Here is a 12409-nt window from a genome sequence, read left to right as displayed (position 1 = left end):
GTACGGGAACCTGCCTCCCCGAGCCTTAACGGAGCCGTCGCCATGGGGCACTACAAGTCGAATCTCCGCGACATCGAGTTCAACCTCTTCGAGGTCCTCGGCCGCGACAAGGTGTACGGCACCGGTCCGTTCGAGGAGATGGACGTCGAGACCGCCAAGAGCATCCTCGACGAGATCCGCCGTCTCGCCGAGAACGAGCTCGCGGAGTCCTTCGCCGACGCCGACCGCAACCCGCCGGTCTTCGACCCCGAGACCAACACCGCCCCGGTCCCCGCCACCTTCAAGAAGTCGTACAACGCCTTCATGGAGTCCGAGTACTGGCGCCTGGGCATCCCCGAGGAGATCGGCGGCACCGTCTCCCCGCGCTCCCTCATCTGGGCCTACGCGGAGCTCCTCCTCGGCTCGAACCCGGCCATCTGGATGTACTCCTCCGGCCCGGCCTTCGCCGGCATCCTCTACAACGAGGGCAACGAGGCGCAGAAGAAGGTCGCGCAGATCGCCGTCGAGAAGCGCTGGGGCTCCACCATGGTCCTCACCGAGCCCGACGCGGGCTCGGACGTCGGCGCCGGCCGCACCAAGGCCGTCCAGCAGGAGGACGGCTCCTGGCACATCGAGGGCGTCAAGCGCTTCATCACCTCCGGTGAGCACGACATGGAGGAGAACATCCTCCACTACGTCCTCGCCCGCCCCGAGGGCGCCGGCCCCGGCACCAAGGGCCTGAGCCTCTTCCTCGTCCCGAAGTACGAGTTCGACTGGGAGACCGGCGAGCTGGGCGCCCGCAACGGCGTCTACGCCACCAACGTCGAGCACAAGATGGGCCTCAAGGCCTCCAACACCTGCGAGATGACCTTCGGCGACCAGCACCCCGCCAAGGGCTGGCTGATCGGCGACAAGCACGACGGCATCCGCCAGATGTTCCTCATCATCGAGTTCGCCCGCATGATGGTCGGCACGAAGGCGATCTCCACCCTCTCCACGGGCTACCTCAACGCCCTGGAGTACGCCAAGGAGCGCGTCCAGGGCACCGACCTGGCCAACTTCATGGACAAGGCCGCGCCCAAGGTCACCATCACGCACCACCCCGACGTCCGCCGCTCGCTGATGACGCAGAAGGCGTACGCCGAGGGCATGCGCTCCCTCGTCCTCTACACGGCCTCCGTGCAGGACTCCATCCAGGAGAAGGAGGCCGCCGGCGAGGACGCCAAGGCGCTCCACGGCCTGAACGACCTGCTCCTGCCGATCGTGAAGGGCTACGGCTCCGAGAAGGGCTACGAGCAGCTCGCGCAGTCGCTCCAGACCTTCGGCGGCTCCGGTTTCCTGCAGGAGTACCCGATCGAGCAGTACATCCGGGACGCCAAGATCGACACCCTCTACGAGGGCACCACGGCCATCCAGGGCCAGGACTTCTTCTTCCGCAAGATCGTCCGCGACCAGGGCGCCTCCCTGAACGCGCTGTCCGAGGAGATCAAGAAGTTCCTCGCGGTCGGCACCGGCGGCGAGGAGCTGGCCGGCGCCCGCGACGCGCTCGCCAAGGCGGCCGTCGACCTGGAGGGCATCGTCGGCAAGATGATCACCGACCTCACCGCCACCGGCGAGGACGTCAAGAACATCTACAAGGTCGGCCTCAACACCACCCGCCTGCTGCTGGCCTCCGGCGACGTCGTCGTCGGCTACCTGCTGCTGCGCGGTGCCGCCGTCGCCGCCGAGAAGCTGGCCGCCGGAGCCACCGGCAAGGACGTCGCGTTCTACCAGGGCAAGATCGCGGCCGCGAAGTTCTTCGCCGCCAACGTCCTGCCCGGCGTCTCCGCCGAGCGCGCGCTCGCCGAGGCCGTCGACGGCTCGCTGATGGACCTGGACGAGGCCGCGTTCTAAGACGCGTCTCGCTCCGCAGGCACGGCCCGTCCCCGGGGAGGGGGGCGGGCCGTTCTGCTGCCCGGGACGCCCCCGGTTCCTCATTTCCGGGGTCCCGTATTCGGATTCCGGTCCCTGCGTAAGGTGAACCCATGAGCAGCGCAGCTTCCCGTCCCACCGCCGGCCCCTTCGACCGCGGACACACCGACGACCTCATGGCCTTCCTGACGGCCTCCCCCTCGCCGTACCACGCGGTGGCGAGCGCCGCCGAGCGGCTCGAGAAGGTCGGCTTCCGCCGCGTCGAGGAGACCGCGGCCTGGGAGGGGACCAGCGGCGGCAAGTACGTGATCCGCGGCGGCGCGATCATCGCCTGGTACGTGCCGGAGGGCGCCGCCGCCCACACCCCGTACCGGATCGTCGGCGCCCACACCGACTCCCCGAACCTGCGCGTCAAGCCGCAGCCCGACATGGGCGCCCAGGGCTGGCGCCAGGTCGCCGTCGAGATCTACGGCGGGACGCTCCTCAACACCTGGCTCGACCGCGACCTCGGCCTCGCCGGCCGGCTCACCCTCCGCGACGGCAGCCACCACCTCGTCAACGTCGACCGGCCGCTGCTGCGCGTCCCCCAGCTCGCCATCCACCTCGACCGCCAGGTCAACGACGGCCTCAAGCTCGACCGCCAGCGCCACATGCAGCCCATCTGGGGCATCGGCCAGGTCCACGAGGGCGACCTGATCGAGTTCGTCGCCGCCGAGGCCGGCGTCGACGCCGAGGACGTCACCGGCTGGGACCTCATGGTCCACGCCGTCGACGCGCCCGCGTACCTCGGCCGCGACCGCGAACTCCTCGCCGGACCGCGCATGGACAACCTGCTCTCCGTCCACGCCGCCACCGCCGCGCTCGCCTCCCTCGCGGGCCGCGACGACCTCCCGTACATCCCGGTCCTCGCCGCCTTCGACCACGAGGAGAACGGCTCCGAGGCCGACACCGGCGCCCAGGGCCCCCTCCTCGGCAACGTCCTGGAGCGCTCCGTCTACGCCCGCGGCGGCTCCTACGAGGACCGGGCCCGCGCCTTCGCCGGCACCGTCTGCCTCTCCTCCGACACCGGCCACGCCGTGCACCCCAACTACGCGGAGCGCCACGACCCGACGCACCACCCGCGCGTCAACGGCGGCCCGATCCTCAAGGTGAACGTCAACCAGCGGTACGCCACCGACGGCAGCGGCCGCGCGGTCTTCGCCGCCGCGTGCGAGAAGGCGGGGGTGCCCTGGCAGTCCTTCGTCTCCAGCAACGACATGCCCTGCGGCACCACGATCGGCCCGATCACCGCGGCCCGGCACGGCATCTCGACGGTCGACATCGGCGTCGCGATCCTCTCCATGCACAGCGCCCGCGAACTCTGCGGCGCGGACGACCCGTACCTCCTCGCGAACGCGCTGGTGGCGTTCCTGGAGGGCTGACCTCCGGGTCGCGAAACATCCGCGAAAGCCCCCGCCTGGCAGCGTCGCCCTCATGCATCGTCATGAGGGCCCCCCGCGGGGGAAGTTCGCCGTCGCCGTCGCCGCCGCCGTGGTCCTCGCCACGGCGACGGCGGGAGCCGTGATCGCGCGCTACGACGAACAGCCCCCGTGGGGCACGGACATCGCCTACGAGGGCGGCTACCTCCAGGCCGTGCGGATCGTGAAGTGGCGCGCCCTGCGCGAGGGCGAGTGCGCGCTCATGGAGCGGCAGGGGATGGGCGGCGACCGGGCCGTGCACGACCCGGCGGCGTGGGTGGCCGGGTGCCTGGACGGGGCCGCGGGGCGCCCGTCCAGGAACCAGGGGATCGTCCGCTGATCAGCCGTCCATGCCGGCGAGGATCAGCGGCAGCCGGGCGACACCGCTCTCCGTGACCTTCACGGGAACGCCCCAGTCCTGCTGGTGGACGTGGCAGGCCGGGTACTCGTTGGCCGGGTCGTCGTCGCAGGACGCGGCCATCGCGGAGACGTGCAGCACGCCCTCGGTCACGTCCGGGTTCAGGTCGAGCTCGCGGAAGAGATCGGTCCCGGTGCCCTCGCCGCCGAGGAGCAGCTCCGGCGGGGTCGAGGAGACCAGGAGGCGGGTCGAGGGGCCGTAGCGCTCGTCCAGCTTCTGCCCGGTCGGCGCCTGGAAGACGACGTCGAGGCGGAGGCGGCCCGGGGCGACCTCGGTGGCCTCGCGCTGCGTCCGGTAGGCGGCGGACTCGACCTGGACGGCCTCCTCCGGCAGCCGCAGCCGGGTCAGCCGGTGCCGGGCGGACTCGACGACCACGATGTCGCCGCCGACGAGGACCGCGTCGCTGGGCTCGCGCAGATCGGTGGCGAGCGTCGTGACCTCACCGGTCGCCGGATCGAAGCGGCGCAGGGCGTGGTTGTACGTGTCGGAGACGGCGACCGAGCCGTCGGGCAGGGCGGTCACGCCCAGCGGGTGCTGGAGCAGGGCCTGGTCGGCGGCGCCGTCGCGGTGGCCGAAGTCGAAGAGGCCGGTGCCGACGGCGGTGTGCACGACACCTTCGGTGTCGATGTACCGCACGGCGCTGGTCTCGGAGTCGGCGATCCACAGCCGGTCCTCGGTGGCGGCGAGCCCGGAGGGCTGCGCGAACCAGGCCTCGGCGGCCGGGCCGTCGACGAGCCCCTCGTTGGTCGTCCCGGCCGCGACCCCGACGGTCCGCGTCTCGGGGTCGTACGTCCACAGCTGATGCACACCGGCCATGGCGATCCACACCTTGCCCTGCCACCAGGCGACGTCCCACGGCGAGGACAGGTCGACGTCGAGGGCGGGCCCGGAGGTCGGGGACCCCTGCCACCACTGCTTCCCGGTGCCGGCGACGAGCTCGATCGCGCCGGTCTCCGGGTCGTACGTGCGCAGGGCGTGGTGCACGGTGTCGGCGACGACGACCTTGCCGTCCGGGAGCAGGGCGAGCCCCTGCGGCTCCCGGAAGACACCCTCGCCGATCCGCCGCACCACGCTCTCCCCGTCCTCGGCGAGCTCGACGAGCTGGTGCCGGGTGGTGTCGGAGACCAGGAAGTTCCCGTTCTCCAGCACGACGGCCTTCCCGGGGAACCGCAGATCGGTCGCGACGGGTTCGGGCGCCACGTACGGCCCGTCGCCGCGCCGCAGCGTCCCCTTGGCCTCGTGCTCGGCCTCCAGCTCCTCGACGAGCGTCCGGATGGCGTTGGCGTGCCCCTCACCGGCGTGCTGGGCGACGACGTACCCCTCGGGGTCGATGACGACGAGCGTCGGCCACGCGCGCACGGCGTACTGCTTCCAGGTCGCGAGCTCCGGGTCGTCGAGCACGGGGTGATGCACCTCGTACCGCTCGACGGCGTCGACGACGGCCCGGTGCTCGGCCTCGTGCACGAACTTCGGCGAGTGCACCCCGACGATCACCAGCGTGTCGCGGTGCTTCTCCTCCAGGTCCCGGAGCTCGTCGAGGACGTGCAGGCAGTTCACACAGCAGAAGGTCCAGAAGTCGAGCAGAACGATCTTTCCTCGCAGGTCGGCGAGGGTCAGTTCTTCTCCGCCCGTGTTGAGCCAGCCGCCCTTGCCGATCAGCTCGGGGGCGCGGACACGGGCACGTCGGGGCGCGGGGGTGGGCGCGGAGTCGTTCATGGTTCAAGGGTGCCGTACGGGTGGAGAAAGGGGGCCGGGTGGGGGGCGGGCGTTCGTGTTCCCCTTCGGGTGAGAAAGCCACGGGGCCGGGCAGACATAGGGCCGTGAAATATCTCGTACGGGACAAGATCTTCGCGATCGGCGACGACTACTGGATCGAGGACGAGCAGGGGCGCCATGCCTTTCTCGTCGACGGCAAGGCCCTGCGGCTGCGGGACACCCTGGAGCTGAAGGATCCCGACGGGCACGTGCTCGTCACCCTGCGGCAGAAGATGTTCAGCCTGCGGGACGCGATGACGATCGAGCGGGACGAGCGGCCGCTCGCGACCGTCCGGCGCAAGCGGCTCTCCCTGCTCCGCAACCACTACCGGGTGACGCTCGTCGACGGCACCGGCCTCGACGTCAGCGGGCGGATCCTGGACCGGGAGTTCACCGTCGAGTACGAGGGCGAGCTCCTGGCGCACATCTCCCGGCAGTGGTTCCACGTCCGCGAGACGTACGCCGTGAACGTGGTCCGCGAGGACGCCGACGCCGCGCTGCAGATCGCGGTCGCCGTGTGCGTCATCCGGATGGCGGAGCGGGAGAGGGAGGACTAGACGGCCTTCGTCAGCGCCTGCTCCAGGTCCGCCCACAGGTCCTCCACGTGCTCGATGCCGACCGACAGCCGGACCGTGCCGGCGCCGATGCCGGCCGCCGCGAGCGCCGTCGCGTCGAGCTGGTGGTGGGAGGTGGACGCCGGGTGCATCACCAGCGTCTTCACATCGCCGAGGGAGACGCTGAGGGAGGCGAGCCGTACCGCCTCGACGAAGGTACGGCCCGCCTCCCGGCCGCCGGCGAGGTCGACCGAGATCACCCCGCCGCCGCCCGCCGGCAGCAGGCGCGCGGCGATCGCCCGTTCCGGGTGGCTCGCGAGGGACGGGTGGCGGACGGCCTCGACCGCCGGGTGCGCTTCGAGCCGGGCGGCGAGCTCGGCGGCGCTCGCGCACTGGCGTTCCATGCGCAGGGAGAGGGTCTGCATGCCGCGCAGGGTGAGCCAGGCGGCGAACGGGTCGGTGGACGCGCCCTGTTCGACGGCCTGGTGGCGGACCCGACCGTACAGCTCCGCGTCCTTGAAGACGGCGATGCCGCCGAGGACGTCCGCGTGCCCGGCCAGGTACTTGGTGGCGGAGTGGACGACGATGTCGGCGCCGTGGTCGAGGGGGCGGCAGAGCAGCGGGGAGGCGAAGGTGTTGTCGACGGCGACGGGGACCCCGGCCTCGGCGGCGACGGCGGCGAGCGCGGGGATGTCGGCGACGCGGGTGGTGGGGTTGGCGATGGTCTCCAGGTAGAGGAGCCGGGTCTCGGGGCGCAGGGCCGCCCGCACCTCCTCCGGGTCGGTGCCGGAGACGTAGGTGACGTCGACGCCCCAGCGGTTGGCGAGGTCGGTGAGGACCGCGTACGTGCCGCCGTACAGGCAGGTCTGGGCGATGACGTGGTCGCCGCTGCCGAGCAGGCCGAGGAGGACGGCGTTGATGGCGCCCATGCCGGAGGCGAAGGACTGGGCGGCGGTGCCGCCCTCCAGGCGGGCGACGGCTTCCTCCAGGGTGCGGACGGTGGGGTTGCCGTGGCGGGCGTACATGAAGGTGTCCGGGGAGGTGAACCCCTCGGCGAGGGTGTCGGCCGAGTCGAAGGCGAAGACGTGCCCCTGGTGGAGGGGGACGCCGAGGGGCCTGCTGCCGGTGATCTCGACGTGGGGCGGGTGGACGGCGAGGGTCTCGGGACGGATGTCGCTGCTCATGAAGCCAGTCTGGGGAGGCGCCGGTTGCCCCTCACAGATCCAATCCGGGCAGATTGGTTCGGTGCGGTACTGAGCCGGGCTAGTCGTCCTCCGGTCCGTACGGCTCGAAGTCGATGACGTCCAGCGGGTCCTCGTGGGGGCGTACGAGGCCGGGGAGGCCTGCCGTGCGGAGTTCGCCGCGCAGCCAGGCGAGGAGGGTCGCGGTGAGGGTGCCGGTGAGCGGCGGGCCCTGGTCGGCGTGGCGCGGGATGACGATCAGCGGCCAGTCGTCGGGGGTGCCGCCCTCGGTGAGCCAGCACAGCTGGTCGCCGTCGATGGAGTCGGCGAAGGGCAGGAAGCCGCCCGGTTCGGGCCAGACGGGCAGCGGGTGGTACTGGGGGTGGTCGGCGCGCAGGCCCCGGTAGGCGTCGCCGTACCACTCCTCCGTGCCCGCCAGGTCGTACCGGCCGGTGCCCAGCGGCACGCTGAAGCGCAGCCACTGGCACCACTCCCCGCCGCCGTACGTCTCCGTCAGGCGGACGTACTCGGTGGGGAGCCGGGTGCCGAGGCGTTCGTACAGCCACTCCCAGCTCTCCGAGCCGAGGTACGGCCGGGCGGGCGGCGGGATCAGGGCGGTGAGCGCGTCGAGGCCGGTGCCGCCGGAGACGAGCGCGGCCCGCTGCTCGGGGGTCGGTTCGGGGCGGCGGGGCGGCGGGGTCCAGGCGGACAGCGCGCCGGCGGCGACGCCGCTGCGGGCGAGGTGGGGGCGCAGGCCGTCGGAGACGAAGCCCTCGAGGGTGGGCAGGAGGGTGGTGCCGGGGCGGAGCCAGGGGTCCTTGCCGGCGTTCGCGAGGTTCTGCACGTGGACGACGACGGGCCACTGGTCCGGGTCGTCGGAGGCGGTGGTGTCCCAGAAGAGGGTGTCGGACATGCGGGTGGCGCCGAAGGGGAGGACGCCGGGGGCGGCGCGGCGGCCGCTCTCGACGAAGCTCCCGTAGTCGAAGAGGTGCGCCTCGCTCGCGAAGGGGGTGTGCAGCCAGAGCCGCTCGCCGAGGTCGAGGGGGCCGTAGGCGGTGGCCACGGCCTTGTAGTCGGCGGGCAGCCGGAGGCCGAGCCACTCCTCGACCGCGCCCCAGTCGACGGGGACCGGGGGTCCCTCCGGCGGTGGTCCGAAGAGTTCGGCGAAGGCGGCGACGGCCGCCTTCTTCTGGTCGTTCACGAGGTGCCTCTCCACGGATCCGAAAGGGTTCAGGCGCGGCGGACGCGCGGCGGCGCGATCCCCAGCACCCGGTCCTTGAGCGCCGGGAACTCCTCCCGGGTCGTGCGGACCTTCGCCGGGTCGAGGACGACCCGCAGGATCTCCTCGTCCGGGCCGGCCTCCGCGAGGGTCTCGCCCCAGGGGTCGACGACGATCGAGTGCCCTGCCTGCTCGACGCCCGCGTGGGTGCCGGCGGTGCCGCAGGCCAGGACGTACGCCTGGTTCTCGACGGCCCGGGCCCGGGCGAGAAGGGTCCAGTGGGCGCGGCGGCGGGCCGGCCAGCCGGCCGGGACGACGAAGGCCTGGGCGCCCGCGTCGACGAGGCCGCGGAAGAGTTCGGGGAAGCGCAGGTCGTAGCAGGTGCCGACGCCGACGGTGAGGGTCGGCAGGTCGACGGTGACGAGGTCCTCGCCGGCGGCCATGAGGACGGCCTCGCCCTTGTCGAAGCCGAAGCGGTGGATCTTCCGGTAGGAGGCGACGAGTTCGCCGTCGGGGGAGAGGACGAGCGAGGTGTTGTAGAGCGCGCCGCCCTCGGCCTCGACGAAGGAGCCGGCGTGCAGCCAGACCCCGGCGTCGCGGGCGGCGGCCGCCATGGCCCGGTGGGTGGGGCCGTTCAGCGGTTCGGACTCGGCGGCGAAGAGGTCGGACGCGAACGCGCCGACGGTCCACAGTTCCGGCAGTACGACGAGGTCGGCGTGGCCGGATTCCTCCCGTACGAGACGCGCCACGCGGGCGCGACGGGCTTCGACCGGTTCGTCCGGGTCTACCGCGATCTGGATCAGCGAGGCGCGCACACTACCACCGTCCTGGCATTCGAGCCGTCAACACCGGCCTACGATCGTCACACGAAAGCACTGCCGGGGTGCCTTCGGGCAGCGTAACTTAGCGTCCGAGCCTCCCACCCAGTCGTGTTTTCAGCCCGCGCACCGAAGAACCGCCGAGGGGTCCCGTGACCGTCCATCCCAGCCTCCAGAACTACGCCGACGCCTGGACCCATTCCATCGAGGCGATAGCCGAGCTGGTTCAGCCGCTCGTGGAGGGCGAGTGGAACCGGCCGACCCCGTGCATCGGCTGGTCGGTGCGGGACATCGTGTCCCATGTGATCGGCATGGAGACGGAGATGCTCGGCGATCCGCGGCCTATCCACTCCCTGCCCCGGGACCTGTACCACGTACGCAGTGACTTCGCGCGCTACATGGAGGTCCAGGTCGATGTGCGGCGGCACCACACGGCCCCGGAGATGACCTCGGAGCTGGAGTACATCCTGATCCGGCGGGCCCGGCAGCTCCGCAACGAGACCCGCTCCCCCGAGCATCTGATCCGCGCTCCCCTCGGCGCCGAGCAGACCCTCGAACTGGCCTACCGGGATCGCGCCTTCGACGTGTGGGTGCACGAGCAGGACCTGCGGACGGCGCTGGGTGTGCCGGGCAACCTGGACTCGGCCGGTGCGCTGGTGACCCGGGACGTGCTCCTGGAGGCGCTGCCGAACGTGGTCGCGAAGGACGCCGGGGCGCCCGCGTCCTCGGCGGTGGTGCTGGACGTGACCGGCCCGGTGGAGTTCCTGCGGACGGTACGGGTCGACGCGGAGGGCCGCGGTTCGGTCGACGGCGCGCCGTCGCTGGGCCCCGCGGTGACGCTGGCGACGGACTGGGAGACGTTCGTCCGGCTCGCCTGTGGCCGGGTCCGGCCCGCCGAGGTGGCCGACCGGGTCAAGACCGAGGGCGATGCCGAGCTCGCGGCGGCGATCCTGGACAACTTCGCGGTGACGCCCCGGTAGATCGCGGCGCTCTCCATACGGGGCGCGGTGACGCCCTGGTAGATCGCGGCGCTCTCCATCCGCCCCCGGTAGATCGCGACGCTCTCCATCCGCCCCGGTAGATCGCGGCGCTCTCTACACGGGCACGTGCACGGCCTCGACGCGGCTCGCGACGAGCCGTTCCCGTTCCCTGCGGTGGGTGCGGGCCTTGAGGCGCAGGATCTGCACGATGCCGAGGGTCTCCAGGACGAAGACCGAGGAGAACGCGATCCGGTAGTTGCCGCCGGTCGCGTCGAGCAGCACGCCCACGGCGAGCAGCGTCGTCATCGAGGCGACGAAGCCGCCCATGTTGACGATGCCGGAGGCGGTGCCCTGGCGCTCCGGCGGGTTGGCCGGGCGGGCGAAGTCGAAGCCGATCATCGAGGCCGGTCCGCAGGCGCCGAGGACCAGGCAGAGGGTGACGAGCAGCCACATCGGCGCGTGGCCGGGGTACGCGAGGGTGGTCCCCCACATCAGGGCGGTGGCCGCGACCGTGCCGAGGGCGAGCGGGGCGCGGGCCGTGTGGTGGCGGGCGATGATCTGCCCGTACGCGAGGCCGACGACCATGTTCGAGAGCACGACCAGGGTGAGCAGGGTCCCGGCGGTGGACCGGGACAGGCCCTGCGCCTCGACGAGGTAGGGCAGGCCCCAGAGCAGCAGGAACACCATGGCGGGGAACTGGGTGGTGAAGTGCACCCACAGGCCGAGCCGGGTGCCGGGCTCGCGCCAGGACTGGGCGATCTGGCGGCGGACGAAGGCGGCGCCCGCGTGGGCGGAGGGCTCCGGCTCGTACCCCTCGGGGTGGTCCTTGAGGAGGAGCAGCAGCAGGACGAGGACGAGGACGCCGGCGAGGGAGCTGCCGACGAAGGTGGTCGTCCAGCCGAGGCCGTGCAGGGCGCGGGCGATGAAGACGGTGGAGACCAGGTTGCCGGCCATGCCGATGAGTCCGGCGAGCTGGGCGATCAGGGGGCCCCGGCGGGCCGGGAACCAGCGGCTGCCGAGCCGCAGGACGCTGATGAAGGTCATGGCGTCGCCGCAGCCGAGGAGGGCGCGGGAGGCGAGCGCGGTGCCGTACGAGGGGGAGAGCGCGAAGCCCAGCTGGCCGATGGTGAAGAGGACGACGCCGAGGGTCAGGACCTTCTTGGTGCCGAGCCGGTCGACGAGGAGGCCGACGGGTATCTGCATGCCCGCGTAGACGAGCAGCTGGAGGATGGAGAAGGTGGAGAGCGCGGAGGCGTTGACGTCGAAGCGGTCGGCGGCGTCGAGTCCGGCGACGCCCAGGGACGTACGGAAGATGACGGCGACGAAGTAGACGGCGACGCCGACGCCCCAGACGAGGGCGGCCCGCTTCCCCCCGGGCGGATCGCCGGGCAGGCTGACCGTGCTCATCGGTCCTCACCCCGGACCAGGACCTTGACCCAGCTGAGGTGCTGGCGGACGCAGTGCGCGGCGCCCTCGACGTCGCCGGCCTTGATGCGGTCGAGGATCTCGGCGTGCTCGGTGATGTTCTTGGCGACCCGGTCGGGCTGGGACTGCATCACGGCGACGCCCATGCGCAGCTGGCGGTCGCGGAGCTGGTCGTAGAGGCGGGCGAGGATCTGGTTGCCGGCGTGCCGGACGATCTCGGCGTGGAAGCAGCGGTCGGTGACGGCGACTTCGGCGAGGTCCCCGGCCTCGGCGCGCCGCTTCTGCTCCTCCAGGAGCTCTTCGAGGCGGGCGATGAGGGTGGCGGGGGCGGGCACGGCCCGGCGGACGGCGAACTCCTCGACGAGCAGGCGGGTCTCGACGACGTCGGCGATCTCCTGCGCGGAGACGGCGAGGACGAGGGCGCCCTTCTTCGGGTAGAGCTTGAGCAGCCCTTCCATCTCCAGCTTGAGCAGCGCCTCGCGGACGGGGGTCCTGGACACCCCGACGGCCTGGGCGAGTTCGCCCTCGGTGAGGAGGGTGCCTCCCTCGTAGCGTCGGTCGAGTACGGCCTGCTTGACGTGCATGTAGACGCGGTCGGCGGCGGGCGGCTGCCTGGTGGGCCGGGGGGCGGTACCGGCGGGCGCTGATGGCATGCGCACAGCTTAGATACAACAGAGGTGCAAGAGAGGGCCCCGTCCGCATCGTGGACGGG

Annotated in this window: 11 protein-coding genes; 5 read left to right on the top strand and 6 right to left on the bottom strand. The window is 72.0% G+C overall.

Translation table 11 applies throughout. The features are described 5' to 3' along the window. Window positions 1–42: 42 nt before the first annotated feature. The 3 genes from ACF07V_RS30305 to ACF07V_RS30295 all read left to right on the top strand — a co-directional run bounded on the left by ACF07V_RS30305 (window position 43) and on the right by ACF07V_RS30295 (window position 3687). Window positions 43–1872: an acyl-CoA dehydrogenase gene (locus ACF07V_RS30305; RefSeq protein WP_392158865.1), complete on the top strand. Its 1830-nt coding sequence runs from the start codon at window positions 43–45 to the stop codon at window positions 1870–1872. A 131-nt stretch (window positions 1873–2003) separates the two neighbouring features. Beyond that, window positions 2004–3311, top strand: a complete 1308-nt coding sequence (locus tag ACF07V_RS30300; protein WP_392158864.1) for a M18 family aminopeptidase — start codon at window positions 2004–2006, stop codon at window positions 3309–3311. 52 nt (window positions 3312–3363) lie between these two features. Next, window positions 3364–3687 carry a hypothetical protein gene (locus ACF07V_RS30295; protein WP_392158863.1) on the top strand — a complete coding sequence of 108 codons (324 nt, stop codon included), beginning with the start codon at window positions 3364–3366 and terminating at the stop codon, window positions 3685–3687. Here the strand turns inward: ACF07V_RS30295 and ACF07V_RS30290 are convergent, their stop codons facing one another. Beyond that, window positions 3688–5481, bottom strand: coding sequence for an NHL domain-containing thioredoxin family protein (locus ACF07V_RS30290; RefSeq protein WP_392158862.1), 1794 nt, complete (start codon window positions 5479–5481; stop codon window positions 3688–3690). Between the two features lie 104 nt (window positions 5482–5585). Here ACF07V_RS30290 and ACF07V_RS30285 point away from each other — a divergent pair, with 104 nt between their 5' ends. Next, window positions 5586–6077: an LURP-one-related/scramblase family protein gene (locus tag ACF07V_RS30285; RefSeq protein WP_392158861.1), complete on the top strand. Its 492-nt coding sequence runs from the start codon at window positions 5586–5588 to the stop codon at window positions 6075–6077. Here ACF07V_RS30285 and ACF07V_RS30280 read toward each other — a convergent pair. The 3 genes from ACF07V_RS30280 to ACF07V_RS30270 form a co-directional block, all read right to left on the bottom strand. Next, window positions 6074–7258, bottom strand: a complete 1185-nt coding sequence (locus ACF07V_RS30280; protein ID WP_392158860.1) for a trans-sulfuration enzyme family protein — start codon at window positions 7256–7258, stop codon at window positions 6074–6076. The two genes, ACF07V_RS30285 and ACF07V_RS30280, sit on opposite strands and share 4 nt — an antisense overlap. A 79-nt stretch (window positions 7259–7337) precedes the next feature. Next, window positions 7338–8456, bottom strand: a complete 1119-nt coding sequence (locus tag ACF07V_RS30275) for an SMI1/KNR4 family protein (RefSeq protein ID WP_392158859.1) — start codon at window positions 8454–8456, stop codon at window positions 7338–7340. Window positions 8457–8485: 29 nt separating this feature from the next. Next, complete coding sequence (locus ACF07V_RS30270; protein ID WP_392158858.1) at window positions 8486–9289, bottom strand: carbon-nitrogen family hydrolase; 804 nt, start codon at window positions 9287–9289, stop codon at window positions 8486–8488. A gap of 155 nt (window positions 9290–9444) precedes the next feature. Between ACF07V_RS30270 and ACF07V_RS30265 the strand changes: the two genes are divergently transcribed. Beyond that, window positions 9445–10272, top strand: a complete 828-nt coding sequence (locus ACF07V_RS30265) for a maleylpyruvate isomerase family mycothiol-dependent enzyme (RefSeq protein WP_392158857.1) — start codon at window positions 9445–9447, stop codon at window positions 10270–10272. 114 nt (window positions 10273–10386) lie between these two features. On the opposite strand, the gene ACF07V_RS30260 is transcribed toward ACF07V_RS30265, so the two are convergent. Continuing rightward, window positions 10387–11679 (bottom strand): nitrate/nitrite transporter, encoded by a 1293-nt coding sequence (locus tag ACF07V_RS30260; RefSeq protein ID WP_392158856.1) that lies wholly within the window; start codon window positions 11677–11679, stop codon window positions 10387–10389. Then, the gene (locus ACF07V_RS30255; RefSeq protein ID WP_392158855.1) at window positions 11676–12350 is read right to left on the bottom strand and encodes a GntR family transcriptional regulator; all 675 of its coding nucleotides are present in this window, start codon (window positions 12348–12350) and stop codon (window positions 11676–11678) included. The genes ACF07V_RS30260 and ACF07V_RS30255 overlap by 4 nt, the downstream gene beginning before the upstream one ends. Window positions 12351–12409: the final 59 nt, after the last annotated feature.

It is taken from the genome of Streptomyces sp. NPDC015661 (genome assembly GCF_043077765.1).
In the GTDB taxonomy this organism is placed as follows: domain Bacteria; phylum Actinomycetota; class Actinomycetes; order Streptomycetales; family Streptomycetaceae; genus Streptomyces.
Note: the sequence above shows the minus strand (reverse complement) of the source record. Positions and strands in the feature narration are given on the sequence as shown.